This is a genomic window from Allocoleopsis sp., from assembly GCF_036703385.1.
Taxonomy (GTDB): Bacteria; Cyanobacteriota; Cyanobacteriia; order Cyanobacteriales; family Coleofasciculaceae; genus Allocoleopsis.
In genome coordinates this window covers 12,837-28,350 of the sequence record NZ_DATNPA010000418.1, presented here as the reverse complement: position 1 = coordinate 28,350, position 15,514 = coordinate 12,837, and the positions used below count along the sequence as shown (strand labels likewise).

Below are 15,514 nucleotides of genomic sequence, written 5' to 3'. Positions count from 1 at the left end.
GGGCAGTTGGAAGAGGCACCATCAGGTAGCAGCAACACCTGAGTCGGTAGGGGACTTTGATCGAAGTGGAGAATTGAGCCATCCACTTTAGCGGTAGAACGGATAGTGCGAGCTGACGCCCCACCTCCAAAGGTGAGCTGTTGTACGATGCGATCGCTTCGCGTCGTCCCTTTGGGGGACTCGCTATCTTCACGCTGAATTTCCAGGTGAGTGGGATAAGTATCAGGCGATCGCCAATCCGGATAAATCGTTACCGCCTCTCCCTGCCATTCTCCCAGCAGCTGCTCCAACGTGAGTGGAGGACGTTCTGGAGCATCAGTACCCGCCAATTTTTCTCGAATTAATGTCAGTTGAGCTAGCTGGCTCTCTTTGTTGAATAACTGCACTAGGCGCAAACGGCGATTTCCCTGAATTAAACCGAATTCTGCCCCAAATTCTGAAAAAGGCCCCCACTGAATCGATCCTTGGGAAAAAGCGCCATTTTCCAAAAATAGGATACTTCGATTCAGAGAACTGTACTCTAGAACTTTTTCGTCTACTGCTTGATCCGGTGGGAGATAGCGGACAATCTGACGAATGGTTTGATTATTATTTAATCCTTCCAGGCTCACCACAGTCGGTGTATCTTCTATATATTGCCCTTGGGGTGAGAAGTGGGTAAATGAGCCTTGCCATTCCCCTACATTTTTCAAAAGACATTGCCATTGTGACAGCATTTGCGTGTATTAAGTCATTATTTCTACTAATTATCTGAAAGTGAATCAAAAAATGGAGTCTTGAATCTCAAAATTCTAGAACAGAAGATCTAAAGCCCAGACTTGTTCATAGCATAACCCGATAGGGTCTGATGCTCGAATACAGGAACTACCCTTGCTTCAGAGGGAACGTCACTCTAACGGGCTCTTTTTGACAATCTATCTAATGGTATATCTTTGATAAAAGATTAAGAAAAAGCTGAATGATTCAGAGCTGACAACCGAACAGCATTTAGTGGCCTAAATAGTATTTGTGCTATCACAACTGACCTGTGGCGTAAATCAATGACTTTCAAAGAGCTGGGTGAGATAATGGAAGAGTGAGGATTAAGAACGGAATACTATATTACTTCCAAAAGGGGAAAATTATGAAGCTTAAGCTCTTAGCAACCCTAAGCTTACTAACTCCGCTATTGTTCACCAGCCCAGTTAAAGCTGAGAACCCGCTTCACGTCAAACAGCTATTGTCAACTGGAGAATGTGTTCGGTGTGATTTGTCAGGAGCCAACCTGCATGGCGCACATTTAATTGGTGCTGACTTGAGAGAAGCCAACCTGCAAGGAGCCAACCTTACGGGAGCCAACCTAGAAGGAGCTGATCTGACTCATGCCAATCTGACTGGAGCTAACTTCACGTCAGCGTTGGTAACGAATGCTAATTTTCAACGAGCTAATCTCAACAGGGTAAATTTTACTAGCGCTAAGATTTATGATGCTAATGTGTATGGGGCATCAATGGATGGACTTAATATTAGTGATGCCGAAATATTTAACACAGGAATTGGCGTTGGTGGAGAAGATGCCTCTATGCCTGCTTGGGACTAGGCTATGTTGAAACGGTTCCACTTTTGTGAGGTTGAGACGGGTGTAGCCCCAGTTTGACAGAAATAATGGTGTTGTGGGGTGGGCAGGATGCCCACCTTATCCCTATGGGCAAGTGTGCCGCCTGATCCACCACAGTGATGTACTTGCCTATTTTGGAATAATCTCTGTTAAGACGAATGTCACTGAAATAGCGAGCCGATCCGCCCCCCAACCTCCAATTCTGGGGAAGCCAGAGTTCAAAGTCTCCCGAAATTGGGGGATTTAGGGGGCAAATTCCGCAGGAGATCACTTAAGTCAGTGCCATTCCTGTTAAGACTGAGGATAACGTCTTTCATTAACCTCAGTCCGGAGTACCCTAATAGGCGCTCATCTTAGCCTAGCTGGACTACACAAGAAGGAGGGGTGACAATAGCCTTGTTGCTTTCTTTTTGAGCGGCAAATGTCGAGGTTGAGACATTTCTCGCTGCCATTGAGAAGCTATAATCCCGCAAGGCACTATTGCGACGCTGATTAATTGCTCGTCTATATGTAGCTGTGTTACAACGTTGGCGGCTGCTTCTACCTCATTGAGTGTGAATTTCTCATAGGAGTCGATTATATGGAAGAAACAATTAGAATTCGCCCTGTGGATGAAAGCCATTGGGATCAAACGCTCCAGGGTTTTCAACCCGCTCAAATTCAGCAGATTTTGGCCGTTTACGGGGCTGATGGGCTGGTAGTGGGTAATATTTGTGAATCGGTAGAAGGAAAATACTATATCAACGGTCAACCTGAATTGACCTACGGTTCCCTACAAGCGGCGGCAGGAGCGCTCCTCAAAGGAGAAAAAGAAGCGCAATAGCATCAAATCATTGCTATTTCTCAGCAGAAACTCTCCTTTTAAAGTGAAAGGTGGAATTTTATCTGTGTTTCATCTTTCATCCTTGCGCCTTTTTCCACAATTAGCTCAGTGATTGGGAAGATGCTCCCAGTTTAAATCCTAGTGCTTTTTTCTTCATGGTCTGGAAGATGTTGTAAAATCCATTAGCACGAGAAGGCGTCAAACTAACATTCAAACCCGTATCTTGGATGAAGTCGGGAGAGATTTGTAAAATTTCGTCGGGGGTCAGTCCGTTGAGTCCTTCAATCAACAGAGCCACTAACCCTTTGACTAACTGAGCATCTGAGTCGCCTTGATAGCATAGTTTGTCATCTTCCAGGCTGGCAGTGATGAAAACCTGGGAAACACAACCAGGAACTTTATTTTCTGGTGTTTTATCGTCTTCTGGCATTTCTTTTAGCCGCTTGGCATACCAGAGCAGTTGCTCATAACGTTGCTTGGGATTGGTACGTCGCTGAAAGCGTTCCACAATTCGGGCGAGGGAATCTGGTAATGGAGTTGAAGTGGATGACATACCCAATACTTAAGAAGTAGTAATCATTTCGATCCTAACAAGGCTTGAGCGATCGCTGATGGAATGATGGTATGGCACAGTGGCTGTTTTACCGAAGCGTGAGCGATTGCCGGGAATGGAAGTCCCTCTAGCATCGAATCAAAAGAAGGAAACTAGTTGTAACAGGACTGAACCGACTGATACGAAGAAATCGCCGATTGATGGGCCTCGGCTTCGAGCTTTAGGAGGATTCTGAACAATTTCTACACCCTTAATCACGTTCTGTGCTGTTTGGTAGCCTAGTGAGTTCTGTTGAACCGAAAACAAAGTCGCTGCAACTTGGGCATCTTGAGTGGCTCCTCTGTAGTCTGATAGATTGAAACGGGAGACGCTACGAGCCAAGAAAGCTGGGGCAAAGTCAGACTTGAGGGTAAGAGCTTGATTATAATTAGCGATCGCAGCTTTGTAGTTGCCTCTTTGGGACTCCACAACTCCCCAAGCATAGAAATCTTCAGGCGTTCCTGCGTATTGAGGAATGCCCATTGTTCCTTGAATATAAGAGGTTCTGAGGCTGGTACCAAATAATTTTGCATCGCTGAGAACTGCATCTCTCAGGTCGGTACTATTTAGAGTGGCACCACTGAGGTTAGCCCCACTGAGATTAGCCCCATTAAGAGAAGCTCCCGTCAAGTTAGCCCCACTGAGATCAGCCCCAATCAAATTGGCACGGCTGAGATTGGCACGACTCAAGTCAGCCCCACTCAAATTGGCACCTGCCAAGTCAGCCAGCACTAACCCTGCACCACTCAGTTCACATTGCGCACACTGTTTAGTGGCGAGTAGCTGTTGGGTATGCTGTAGATTTTCAGCCTTTGCCGGAAGCGGGGCTAGCGTATCGACTATTACACCTAGACTCGTTGTGGTTAGTAGGATAGCAGTAGTGAGGATTTTGAGCTTCATGTTGTATCACTCCATCACGGCGGCAAAGGCTCTCTATCGCAGTTCTGAGAGCGTTGTGGTTAAAATTTTAGGGGTATCTATATATTTTGCGCTACTTAGAGCAACGATTTATTCAGATACCCTTCAACAGTAACAGACTCAGCCATTGCTACCCGAAAACCACGCTACACGCAGATCCCTCAAATAGTCCTTTTATCTTCGTGAATAAAAAAGTTTATTATTGAGAGTGTATACTCATGGATATTTGAATATTTTTAAATATTATTTAAGATGTTGAAATATTCGTATCAGTGATTTTTAGTTTTGTATTATTTTTGACGAATACAGCCAATGATCTATAGAACTTTCCCCCTCAAGTTCCAACCATACACTGAGTAGTCTAGGGTTCATATGCTTTCGCGCTTTTTGACGCAGCTCTGTACGAGCTAGCCATGTGAGGGTAGCGCACAAGCTCTTTTTCCCTAAACTACGCTTAGCTGTCACTAAAGGGAACAGCTTCCTTAACAGAGCGGTAATGACGTTCAAGAGGGTCACTATAACGATAACCGAGCTGACCAATCTAACAGCGCGTGAGCGCTTCACGTTCAAAGGCTGTAAAAATTGCTCTAAAAACATTGACCGAGGAAAATTTTTATCCATAAATTTATATACAAATTAATTGCCTCTGATTGTCTATCAGAGGCTTCGAGACAGAGTGTTAATAGTTTGGGCGCTGAAAAACAATGCTTAGGCAACAGATAATTACATCAAATGTAAAAAAAAACAGTTAATTCATTATTTAAACCTTCATAGAAAATGAGTAAAGAGAGAGCTATGATTTGAAAAATAGTTAAAATATAAGATTTAATAATTAACATGAGTCACTTGAGTAAAAAGGCTGACCTTAGACAGTCTCATTCGGTTAACTCTAATAGCAAACAGTGGCAGAATGACGAAGACCAAGACCTCTATAAAAAAATTATGAATTAGAGTGGTTTCGCAGGCTCTATGAAAGTATGCCCTGCATCTGCTTTACTCTCAATTCGGGTGGCAAAATTATTGCTGTTAGCCAGTTTGGTGCAGCTTATCTGGGTTATCGGGTTGCAGAGTTAACCCAAAAGTCAATCGTGTCAGTTTTTGCTCTAGAAGACCAAGCCAAAAGCCAAAGCAATCTAATCAGCTTACAACAACAGCCTACTCAGATTAGGAAATGGGAAGTCCGGCTTGTTCGGAAGAACGGAAGCATTTTATGGACAAAAGCGAGTGTTAGCTTGGTGTCAGGAACCCAATCTAATCCAATTATCAGCCTAGTTTGTGAAGATATAACCGATTACAAACAGATACAGGAGACACAACAAAGACGGGAAGAAAGCTTTCGTGCCACCTTTGAGCAAGCTCATTTGGGCATCAGCTATTGCAAACTAAACGGTCGGTTTCTCAGAGTCAACCAAAAGTTTTGTGAGATTTTCGGGTACACTCAGGACGAATTACAGACACGAACCTTCCGAGATATTACCTTTCCCGATGACCTTGGAGTTAATCCTGAGTACATGCGATCGCTTCTTGCGGGTGAAATTCAACACTACGAAATGGAGAAGCGTTATCTCCGCAAGGATGGTGTGATCATCTGGGGACACCAGACGGTATCTATAGCCAGGGACTCTTCGGGCCAGCCACAACATTTTATTACCGTAGTTGAAGATATCAGCCAACGCAAATTCGCACAGGAGAAACAGGCGAGATGGCTAGAGGAACTGTGCTGGAAAGAAGCGATACTGCAAACAATAACCAGTACCTCCCCGTTAGCCTTTTACATGGTAGACAATCGGACTGATGGCATACTCTACTTCAACCGCCGCTTTTGTGAAATTTGGGGCATCGAGCATTTGGAAGAGAGAATGCAGGGGGGTGAACTCAAAAACAGCGATATCATTCCCGACTGTTTGCCACTTCTAGCAGAGATAGCAGCCTGTGCCGATTTTTGCCAACCCGTGCAAAGAGAGGAAAACCATCCCGTTGTTGAGGATGAAATTTCTTTGGTGGATGGACGCACAATCCGACGCGTTTCTACACCCATTCGGGATGAGTCCCAGCCTTACGTCGGGCATCTTTATATTTTCGAGGATGTCACCAAGCGCAAGCAAGTGGAAGAAGCGCTACGGCAACAATTCCTCAGAGAACAGCTGATTCGGACGATCGCAGGACGAATTCACCAGTCTTTGAACCTGGAAGAGATTCTCAATACCACAGTTGCCGAAGTTCGGCAATTTTTGGAGTGCGATCGCGTGATTATTTTCCGCATCCATGCTGATGGTAGTGGCGTGGTTGTTGTGGAATCAGTGGGTTCTGAATGGATACCCATGTCAGGAGCAGTCATTTGTGATCAGCATCTGGCACAAAGTTATATCCAGCTTTACCAACAGGGACGAATCCAGGCTGTAGAGGATATTTACGCCGCCTCTTTAGCACCCTGTCACCGCGATTTACTCGCTCAGTTTCAGGTGAGAGCGAACCTCGTCGTCCCGATTGTCCACGAAGAACAATTGTGGGGGTTACTGGTTGCCCAGCAGTGTAGCGAACCTCGGAATTGGCAGCCGTCGGAAATCGACCTACTCAAGAGCCTATCCACCCAAGCCGCGATCGCGATTCAACAATCAGAGCTTTATCAGCAGGCTCAAACTGAAATTGCTCAACGCCAAGACATCGAAGAAGCACTGCGGCAACAGTTTCAGCGGGAGCGTCTGATTGGAGCGATCGCAGGCCGCATTCGCCGATCACTGAAGTTGGAGAAGATTCTCAAGGCAACAGTCGCGGAAGTTCGACAGGTACTTCAGACAGACCGAGTCATTATTTTCCGCTTTGAGCCAGATTGGAGTGGCAATGTCGTCGTTGAATCTGCGGCATCCAATTACTTCTCTATTCTGGGACGGAATATCTATGACCCTTGCTTTGAGGAAGCCTATGTTCTGCCTTATAAGCACGGTCGGGTGATGGCAATCGAAGATATCTATGCCGCCAATCTTAGCCCGTGTCATCTGGACTTACTCGCCAAGCTCCAAGTTAGAGCTCACTTGCTAGTCCCAATTTTGAACAACAATCAATTATGGGGGCTACTGGTTGCTGATCACTGTAGTGAACCCCGACAATGGCAGCAATGGGAAATCGACTTGCTCTCAGGCTTGGCGGCTCAAGCCGCGATCGCGATTCAGCATAGTCAATTGTATGAACAAGCAAAATCCCATTTCTTACGAGAGCAATTACTCAATCAGCTCACTCAAGTTATCCGCAGTTCTTTAGACTTAGAGACAATTTTTGCCACAGCTGTCCGTGAAATTGGCTCCCTCCTGGAAGTCGATTATGCTCACATTGTCCAATACTTACCCGAACAACAACTTTGGTTAAATGTATCCGAATATCGTAAATCAAACGATTTACCTGTGGCACTGGGAATGAAGCTTCCCGCTGAAAATAATCAGATTTCCGACCAACTCAAGCGATTAGAAATTGTCAACATTCATGACTCGGATACCTGTAAGGACGAGATTAACAAAGATTATGCAAACACCTTTCCCGGTGCTTGGTTACTAGTACCTTTGAACTTTGGTGATTCAGTCTGGGGAAGTCTCGGTTTGGTGAAGAATGTTCGTCCCTACCGTTGGCAAGATTCAGAGGTGGAATTAATTTGTGCGGTTGCCGACCAAATCGCGATCGCCATTCAACAAGCCGAACTTTATCAGCAAAGTTGTACCGCAACAGCACAAGCTCGGTCGCAAGCTCAACAACTGGAGCAAGCTTTAATTGAACTACAAAATACCCAAAGCCATCTGGTACAGAGCGAAAAAATGTCCAGTCTGGGACAATTAGTCGCTGGCGTCGCTCACGAAATCAATAACCCCGTCAGCTTTATTTATGGCAATCTCGTTCATGCCAGTGGCTACACCCAAGATATTTTAGGTTTAGTTCAGCTTTATCAGCAGCACTATCCCAATCCAGTGCCAGAAATTCAGTCGGAAATTGACGCGATCGACCTAGAGTTTCTAGTAGAAGACCTGCCTAAACTTTTAAGTTCCATGAAGCTGGGAGCCGAGCGAATTTGTGAGATTGTCGCAGCCCTACGCAACTTCTCCCGCATTGCCGAAGCAGAAGTCAAAGCGGTTGATCTGCACGAGGGGCTGGATAGTACTCTGATGATTCTGCAAAATCGCCTCAAGGCTTCCGGGAAGCATCCTGAAATTCAAGTGATTAGAGAGTATGGGAATTTGCCTCGGGTAGAGTGCTATGCCGGACAACTCAACCAAGTGTTTATGAATTTGCTAGTCAACGCGATCGATGCCATTGACGAGCAAATTCAGATGCGAACCTGCCCCGAAGACGCAGCACTAACACTGGAGGAAAGCCTCGCCAATCCTAGCTTCATCCGAGTGCGCACTGAACTGATCAATGATCATGAGGTCGCAATCCGCATTGCCGACAATGGTCCAGGAATGACTGAAGACATTAAAGCGAGACTGTTTGACCCCTTTTTTACTACCAAACCCGTGGGAACGGGTACAGGTTTGGGGTTATCGATCAGTTATCAAATTGTAGTGGAAAAACATGGGGGTCAGCTACGTTGCTATAGCTTACTGGGGCAAGGTACAGAGTTTCTTATTCAGATTCCGCTGTCACAGGAGGGTTGATCAGCCCCGAGTTGAATCTAAGGCTGAACGCGTTGCCCAATTTATCAAAAAGATACGGTCGGAGAGCTGTCACTATTCACCAAAAAAACGGGTGGCGAAATTTTGCGATCGCGTGGGCGAAAGTGCCCTAGCTTTAAGAATAGCCGCCGCCAAAAAGGCATAGGATAAAACCCCAACTACTGCTAAGAGTACGGGACTAACAAATCCGGTTGTATTCCAAAGGGCATGGAGGAATGAAGCACAAATATACCCAAAGCCTATAATTTGCCAGGCCTGACTGGGTTTGAGTACGCTTAACCCAATGAAATAGCCCAAATAACCGCTATAGGACATGTGCCCTACAATCGAGCCGAGAATCCGGGCAATTAGTAAGTGCAATCCGGAAATCTGACCAGCGGCTTCACCGGCTTGCAATGTCACATTATCAATAATTCCGGGAACATACTGCCCTAAGGTTTCGATTAGCGTAAATCCGACCGCAGAGGCAGCGCCTAACAGAATGCCATCCAAAGGTTCCCAAACACCAATCCGTTCTCGCCAAGGGGAATATAGCAGTCTGCCTATAATATATATTCCTAAAACTGGCAATGCCTTAAGCAACTCTTCCATCAGTCCCGCCCCAAAGAACATCCGGATGAGTAAAGACATTAGGCTAACCTCTTCCCCCTCATTGGGCAAATTCCCCGGCAAAATATCGCGAAAAATAGTGATAAACAGTGGCAAAAGCGGTCCGACTAAGATTAAGCTGGTCAAGGCCGCACACAACAGTAATACCCACCAGGGTTTAGACTTGCCACAAAGTCGGTAGATAAAAAAATAAGCCGCCCCTGCCAAATAGGCGGCAAGCAGCACGTTAAAAACATCTTGCTGACCAACGGCAGCAAACATCAATACTACAAAAAGTACCGTGACAACTCCCGGTATCAAGAAAGCTTTCTGTTTTAAATCCCGTCCGGTTGAAGCGAGGGGAAACAGTTGGGTAAAGGTGACAGAATCAGGCTTCGGTTTTCCGACACTACCCACTGACGTGACAGGCTTACTTACGGGGACGTTGAACTGGGTGGGTTGGGGTGGGGGATAAAGAGGGGTAGGGATGGGGCTGGGGGTAAACTGATACTCAAAGATAAAGACAGGGCCATTTTGACCCAACTCTATGCGATCGCCGGTCTGTAATGGCTGACAACCTCGTAAGTATTGCCCATTCACCAATGTGCCATTAGCGCTATCCAGGTCACAAATTTCCCAGTGGGGTAAGCCATTTCCCAAAAAGGAGACAGGACGAATAGCGGCATGACGCCGCGATACGCTCAAATACAGATTCGGCTCTAAAGAAATGTGGCAGCTTGCTTCTCGCCCAATTACCGTCTCTTGATTGTCAGACAAGTCGTAGGGGGGAAGGAGTAGAGTTGCTGTACCACCCGTGGACAGCTGCCGCAGAAATGCGCGATAAACTTGATCAGTCATTAGTTAGTAGTTAGCAGTTATGGGTTAGGAGGTATTGAAGGCGGGATATTAGGAAAGCTAGTAGCCAATAGGAACTAGTTTCTAACGACTAACGACTAACGACTAACGACTAACAACTTTACTGATTTGCCCTGGCATCCCGAACTGCCGCATAGAAAAACAATCCAGTCAAAGGAACACTAGCCGCTAGTATAATTCCCGTGACTAATGTCCCCAACTCAGGGTTTCCAGATGAAAGTTCAAAAATTGAACCGACAGCAGCGATCGCTGCCACACAAGAAATCCCCAAAAACAGACCGCTTTTTGGTGTCATCATTGGTTTTGACGTAATAAGTTAAGCGAGAGGTTTGACGGCTTGGGGCGAGAAACCGTGCTTGTTGAGTTCTTGGGTCAAAGCTAGACCATTCTCCACCCGATCTACAAACATCACTCCATTCAGGTGATCCATCTCATGCTGAATGGCACGGGCTAATAGTCCATTGGCCTTTAAGCTTTGGGGGCGTCCGTTCTCATCCTTGTACACCACCTCTACTTCTTCGGGGCGCATCACATCCAAGTAAACATTGGGTATGCTCAGGCACCCTTCTTGGGCATCGCACAGCTTGCTACCAAAATGTTTGATTGTTGGATTAATTAAAACCAGAGGTTTATTATCGGGGTTATCAGGTTCACAGTCGATGACAATGATTTGCTTGTGAATCCCAACCTGAGGAGCCGCCAGCCCAATCCCATCGGCACTGTACATGGTTTGCAGCATCTGTTGAGCCAACTGCCGGATGCTTTGGTCTACTTTGGCAATGCGCTTGGCAGGCTGACGTAGGACGCGATCGCCCAGATAATGAATCTTTAACGGTGGATTCTCTAATTTTTTCTTTTCAACGAGGAGTTGAGCAGTCATGGGGAGCACTTGTAGGAACAGCTATTTGTAACAGTGTAGTTTACATCAATACTAACAGTTCTCTGCCTTTGAGCCTGGAGTGATGACTCACCCAGCTATTAGTTTTGATGCCATCATTGTCGAGCAATGATCAATGTATTATGAGGCGGGGAAATGGAGAATGTTTCAACTTTTCACTAAACTTGACTACCTCCTGCGCGAGACTTTTTTGGGTTTACGGCGTGGGGGTTGGATGAACTGGGCGGCTATGAGTACCGTTACCGTCTTATTGTTTCTGTTTGGTATAAGTTTGCAGGCATCCTGGGCTTTAGAAGGGTTGCTCAACCAGTTCGGCAGTCCGGTGGAAGTCTCTGTCTACCTCGATCCTGGGGCACCCATCGAAAAGGTTATACCGCTAGTTACCAGGCTGTCTAATGTAACGGACGTCAACACGATTTCCAAAGAGCAAGCTTGGGCCTCTTTGGTCAAGGAACTGGGAATTTCTGATATCGAGGGGGCGACGGAGCAGTTGGAAGGGAACCCACTGGTCGATGAACTAAAAGTGAGAGCACGAAGCTCTCAGAATGTGCCAACGCTTGCCAAGCAACTGGCTCAGGTGCCAGGAGTCGATAGTGTGCAATATATGGATGAGATAATCCAACGGATGCAACAGCTCAATCAAGGTTTGAGTTGGGTGAGTCTTACGATGATTAGTGTTCTCACTCTGAGTGCGATCGCCGTCATCACAACAACCATTCGTTTGATTGTGATGGCCCGACGTCGGGAAATTGAGATTATGCAGCTAGTCGGAGCCACGACATCTTGGATTTATTTACCGTTTATCTTGCAGGGAATTGCTTTCGGTGTAGTAGGTGCTGCGATTGCCTGGATTTTAATTACCGGTGTGCAAGAGTTTTTGGCTAATTTGCTTGCCACTGCACCCGATTTCATCAAATATATTGCGAGTGGAGCGCAACCCAACCTGATACAGATGTTGCTGCTGCCGTTGCTTTTGTTAAGCCTTGGGGGTTCGGTCGGGTTGATGGGAAGCCTGTTTGCAGTACGCCGATTTGCCTCACGTTGACCCCTTGAGCGCACACAATACCCCTCCAAGCCCCCCTTGTTCAGGCTACGGTGTACACACATCTCCTGCTCAACCCCAAAATACTGTATTTCGCCCCCCTAGCCCCCCAATTCTGGGGGGAACCGGAATTTAAAGTCCCCCAGAATTGGGGGATTTAGGGGGCTGATCAACCTCAAACGTAAGTAGAGAAGACTTGTGTGTACACCGTAGCTTGTTCAGGGGGGAATTTAAGGAGAAGGTAACAGGCGATGGTACTTCTACACAGCCGCGAAGAACACCTTCGACTTAACGGGGTCAGGAACCATCGTCTTGTCACCCGGTTGCCAACCTGCTGGGCAAACTTCATCTGGATGAGACTGTACGTACTGAATCGCTTTCAGGGTACGTAGGGTTTCGTCTACGTTACGACCGAAAGACAGGTTGTTGATGGTGGCGTGTTGGATGATGCCATCTTTATCGATGATGAACAACCCACGCAACGCCACACCCGCATCAGGGTCGAGGACGTTGTAAGCTGTGCTGATTTCTTTTTTGATATCCGAAACCAGAGGATAGTTCAGGTCACCGACACCGCCCGATGTGCGATCGGTTTGAATCCAGGCCAAGTGAGAGAATTCGCTGTCAACAGAGACACCGAGGATCTGAGCGCCTATGCCTTTGAATTCTTCTGCGCGATCGCTAAATGCCGTGATCTCCGTGGGGCAGACAAAGGTGAAGTCTAACGGATAGAAGAATAAAACAACATATTGACCCCGATAGTCAGATAATTTAATCGTCTTGAATTCTTGATCGACTACAGCCGTAGCTGTGAAGTCGGGGGCTTGTTGGCCTACCCGCAGACATCCTTCGGTCGGGCTCATAAAGTTACTCTCCTTTAAATTTTCTATTGTGAGACAGGCATCTTGACGGTCGTATTACGTTCACCGTATATCGCTGGCCAAGTTCTAACAACTTCACTTTTGTTGGTAAAACTTGATTATTTACGAACTGTTACAACTATATCATACTCATAACGATTTTGAGTAGGAGGCTTGCTGTCTGACTCAACGCACTGAACAAATCTAAAAATATAGGCTGTAACCCTATCCATTGGCTCTAAGCTCGTGCTATTTTCAGTTTTTTGCTGTGAGGTGGAAGCTCTTGCGATCGCATAAGCCAATGGCTGCTGTAGGGTTGACCATAAAGAGTTGAAATTTCTCAGTTGATAACAGGCTTCTAATTCTTTTGAACAGAGAATTTTATAAGAAACCCTAGACTGAGCATACAAAGCACAAGAGCGGAATCGTTGTGAAGGATTTAGACACGCGGGAATGGTTACTGACCAATGGCTTGGGTAGTTTTGCCAGTGGTACAGTTGGTGATGCTCGCACTCGCACTTATCATGCTTGGTTGATGGCGGCTCTGGAGCCTCCGGGACGCCGTACATTGTTGCTCTCTCATCTGGATGCCAGCCTGGAAGTGGCAGGAGAGAGCTGGGCACTCTCCACGAATTTCTGGAGTGGTGGCAAGATTGAGCCTCTGGGCTACCAATTATTGCAATCGTTTGAAATCGATCCTGTTCCCAGTTGGATTTGGGGACAAGAACACTGGCGGCTCACGCGGCAGTTGGTGATGCCTTATGGTTTAGTTGCCACAAAAAACTGGGAATCGCTGAGCAATGCGGAATTCTGTAACCGAATTCTGATTCAGTATCGATATGAAGGGACTAAGATAGCAACGCTGAGGCTACGACCGCTCATTGGCGATCGCGATTTTCACCATCAGCAATCAGCTACTGAGGGGCTACAATTCTCCCAATTGGTGAAACCTCAGCAAATTTACCTGCAAGGGATTCGTGGCAATCAAGTTGGGTCGCCTTGGCTGCTGCGCTGGAGTGTCGGTGAGTATCAGCCGGAGGGGGTTTGGTATTGGAATTATTACTATCCAGAAGAAAATCGACGCGGATTAGGCGACAAGGAAGACCTGTATAGTCCTGGTTACCTGAGCGTCCTGCTACATCCCGGCGAAGCCGTAATTCTGGAAGCGAGGGTGGGATGGCCTGAAGTCGCCTTACCAGAGCTGAATCCTAATGCCTTCGAGCAAGCCGTACAGGCAGAGCAAGAACGCCAAAGTCAGCTCTATGCTCAAGCACCAGTGACAATGAAGGGTGAGCGGGATATCATCTGGCATCAGCTGTTGAGATCGGGCGATCAATTTATCGCTTACCGCGCTTCGATTTCTGGGCCAAGTGTAATTGCGGGTTACCCTTGGTTCAACGACTGGGGACGCGATACACTGATTGCCCTACCTGGACTGACATTAGCGACGGGACGTTTTGCTCTGGCGAGGGGATTGTTAGAAACTTTTGGTGCCTATTGCCGTGGGGGTCTGATTCCTAATGCCTTTCCAGATGCGGGTGCTGAGCCAATTTATAACAGTATTGATGCTTCACTGTGGTGGATTGAAATCCTGGGAATTTATCTAGAGACAACGCAGGATTGGGATTTTTTGGCTGAGCAATACCCTCTAGTGCGGAAAATCTACAAAGCTTTTACAGCCGGTACTTTTTACCATATTCGGGTTGATGCCGCTGATGGGCTTTTAACATGGGATGTTCCCAATGTGGCACTCACCTGGATGGATGTGGTCATTGACGGTCGGCCTGTAACCCCGCGTCGAGGGAAGCCGATAGAAATCAACGCGCTTTGGTACTCAGCGTTGTGTTGGATGACGCGATGGACTGAAAAACTGGTCGAAGACTCCACAAGCAATCGCCGGCGTCTCTCAGACCAAGCTCAACACTATGCCCAGCAAGCACAAAAGGTTAAGTCATCTTTGCAAAAATTTTGGAATTCCGAACGAAATTACTTATATGACACAATTGAGCCGGATGACCGACGGAACGCCCGGATTCGACCGAATGCTGTTTTGGCGCTCTCCCTGGAGCATTGTGGGTTTGCTAAGGCGCAGGGACGGCGGGTGTTGCGGGTGGCATGCGATCGCCTTCTGACTCCCTATGGGTTGCGAAGTCTTGACCCATCTGACCCAGCGTATGTGGGGTACTATAACGGCGATCGCTGGCATCGCGATCGCGCTTACCATCAGGGTACGGTTTGGAGCTGGCTGATTGGGCCGTTTATTCGAGCCTGGAAGCGCTTTTACGAAACAGAACCCCTTCCCTGGAATCCTTTACCCTTGCTCGAACACTTTCAGGAGCAAGCTTGTTTAGGCTCTATTTCCGAAATTTTTGATGGTGACCCACCACACTCCCCTCAAGGTGCGATCGCTCAGGCTTGGTCAGTCGCTGAACTCATCCGCCACTTTGAGGATTTTGGATTTTAGATTTTGGATTTGGTATGTGGGAATAATTAACTCAATTTTTGAACAAATAATTAAGAGAGTTCAAAAATTTTTTATTCACCTTTCTGTAAATGGCTCAGGCGGGATTTGAACCTGCGACCTTGGGCTTATGAGTCCCCTGCTCTAACCACTGAGCTACTGAGCCAGTTTTTTTGACACCTTAACTAGGTTAGCACATCA

General features: G+C 46.8%; 12 protein-coding genes and 1 tRNA gene. 5 read left to right on the top strand and 8 right to left on the bottom strand.

The annotated features are described in order from the left end of the window. A partial coding sequence (locus V6C93_RS20715; protein WP_333478568.1) for a DUF3598 family protein occupies window positions 1–716 on the bottom strand: 716 nt, incomplete at its 3' end. A gap of 407 nt (window positions 717–1,123) precedes the next feature. Here V6C93_RS20715 and V6C93_RS20710 point away from each other — a divergent pair. Further along, a complete protein-coding gene (locus V6C93_RS20710; RefSeq protein WP_333478567.1) occupies window positions 1,124–1,579 on the top strand; it encodes a pentapeptide repeat-containing protein in 456 nt (151 codons plus the stop codon). Between the two features lie 598 nt (window positions 1,580–2,177). Continuing rightward, window positions 2,178–2,420 (top strand): hypothetical protein, encoded by a 243-nt coding sequence (locus V6C93_RS20705; RefSeq protein WP_333478566.1) that lies wholly within the window; start codon window positions 2,178–2,180, stop codon window positions 2,418–2,420. A gap of 100 nt (window positions 2,421–2,520) precedes the next feature. Here the strand turns inward: V6C93_RS20705 and V6C93_RS20700 are convergent, their stop codons facing one another. Together V6C93_RS20700 and V6C93_RS20695 are read right to left on the bottom strand one after the other, a co-directional pair. Beyond that, the gene (locus V6C93_RS20700) at window positions 2,521–2,973 is read right to left on the bottom strand and encodes a SufE family protein (RefSeq protein ID WP_333478565.1); all 453 of its coding nucleotides are present in this window, start codon (window positions 2,971–2,973) and stop codon (window positions 2,521–2,523) included. A 138-nt stretch (window positions 2,974–3,111) separates the two neighbouring features. Continuing rightward, complete coding sequence (locus V6C93_RS20695) at window positions 3,112–3,912, bottom strand: pentapeptide repeat-containing protein (protein ID WP_333478564.1); 801 nt, start codon at window positions 3,910–3,912, stop codon at window positions 3,112–3,114. Between the two features lie 995 nt (window positions 3,913–4,907). Here V6C93_RS20695 and V6C93_RS20690 point away from each other — a divergent pair. Next, the gene (locus V6C93_RS20690) at window positions 4,908–8,570 is read left to right on the top strand and encodes a GAF domain-containing protein (RefSeq protein ID WP_333478563.1); all 3,663 of its coding nucleotides are present in this window, start codon (window positions 4,908–4,910) and stop codon (window positions 8,568–8,570) included. Between the two features lie 72 nt (window positions 8,571–8,642). Here the strand turns inward: V6C93_RS20690 and V6C93_RS20685 are convergent, their stop codons facing one another. The 3 genes from V6C93_RS20685 to def all read right to left on the bottom strand — a co-directional run bounded on the left by V6C93_RS20685 (window position 8,643) and on the right by def (window position 10,932). Continuing rightward, window positions 8,643–10,034, bottom strand: a complete 1,392-nt coding sequence (locus V6C93_RS20685) for a PrsW family glutamic-type intramembrane protease (RefSeq protein WP_333478562.1) — start codon at window positions 10,032–10,034, stop codon at window positions 8,643–8,645. A gap of 118 nt (window positions 10,035–10,152) precedes the next feature. After that, complete coding sequence (locus V6C93_RS20680; RefSeq protein ID WP_333478569.1) at window positions 10,153–10,347, bottom strand: hypothetical protein; 195 nt, start codon at window positions 10,345–10,347, stop codon at window positions 10,153–10,155. 21 nt (window positions 10,348–10,368) lie between these two features. After that, window positions 10,369–10,932 carry a peptide deformylase gene (gene def, locus V6C93_RS20675; protein ID WP_333478561.1) on the bottom strand — a complete coding sequence of 188 codons (564 nt, stop codon included), beginning with the start codon at window positions 10,930–10,932 and terminating at the stop codon, window positions 10,369–10,371. A gap of 160 nt (window positions 10,933–11,092) precedes the next feature. Between def and V6C93_RS20670 the strand changes: the two genes are divergently transcribed. After that, on the top strand, window positions 11,093–11,995 hold the full coding sequence (locus V6C93_RS20670) for an ABC transporter permease (protein WP_333478560.1): 903 nt from the start codon (window positions 11,093–11,095) through the stop codon (window positions 11,993–11,995). A gap of 257 nt (window positions 11,996–12,252) precedes the next feature. Here the strand turns inward: V6C93_RS20670 and V6C93_RS20665 are convergent, their stop codons facing one another. Then, window positions 12,253–12,855 (bottom strand): peroxiredoxin, encoded by a 603-nt coding sequence (locus tag V6C93_RS20665; RefSeq protein ID WP_333478559.1) that lies wholly within the window; start codon window positions 12,853–12,855, stop codon window positions 12,253–12,255. A 427-nt stretch (window positions 12,856–13,282) separates the two neighbouring features. Here V6C93_RS20665 and V6C93_RS20660 point away from each other — a divergent pair, with 427 nt between their 5' ends. Next, the gene (locus tag V6C93_RS20660; protein WP_333478558.1) at window positions 13,283–15,316 is read left to right on the top strand and encodes an amylo-alpha-1,6-glucosidase; all 2,034 of its coding nucleotides are present in this window, start codon (window positions 13,283–13,285) and stop codon (window positions 15,314–15,316) included. A gap of 90 nt (window positions 15,317–15,406) precedes the next feature. Here V6C93_RS20660 and V6C93_RS20655 read toward each other — a convergent pair. After that, window positions 15,407–15,479, bottom strand: a tRNA-Met gene (locus V6C93_RS20655). Window positions 15,480–15,514 lie beyond the last annotated feature (35 nt).

Bases quoted from the DNA above. Each gene is read 5' to 3' on its own strand.
- V6C93_RS20710 (WP_333478567.1), top strand. From the start codon at position 1,124: ATGAAGCTTAAGCTCTTAGCAACCCTAAGCTTACTAACTCCGCTATTG.
- V6C93_RS20705 (WP_333478566.1), top strand. From the start codon at position 2,178: ATGGAAGAAACAATTAGAATTCGCCCTGTGGATGAAAGCCATTGGGAT.
- V6C93_RS20700 (WP_333478565.1), bottom strand. From the start codon at position 2,973: ATGTCATCCACTTCAACTCCATTACCAGATTCCCTCGCCCGAATTGTG.
- V6C93_RS20695 (WP_333478564.1), bottom strand. From the start codon at position 3,912: ATGAAGCTCAAAATCCTCACTACTGCTATCCTACTAACCACAACGAGT.
- V6C93_RS20690 (WP_333478563.1), top strand. From the start codon at position 4,908: ATGCCCTGCATCTGCTTTACTCTCAATTCGGGTGGCAAAATTATTGCT.
- V6C93_RS20685 (WP_333478562.1), bottom strand. From the start codon at position 10,034: ATGACTGATCAAGTTTATCGCGCATTTCTGCGGCAGCTGTCCACGGGT.
- V6C93_RS20680 (WP_333478569.1), bottom strand. From the start codon at position 10,347: ATGACACCAAAAAGCGGTCTGTTTTTGGGGATTTCTTGTGTGGCAGCG.
- def (WP_333478561.1), bottom strand. From the start codon at position 10,932: ATGACTGCTCAACTCCTCGTTGAAAAGAAAAAATTAGAGAATCCACCG.
- V6C93_RS20670 (WP_333478560.1), top strand. From the start codon at position 11,093: ATGTTTCAACTTTTCACTAAACTTGACTACCTCCTGCGCGAGACTTTT.
- V6C93_RS20665 (WP_333478559.1), bottom strand. From the start codon at position 12,855: ATGAGCCCGACCGAAGGATGTCTGCGGGTAGGCCAACAAGCCCCCGAC.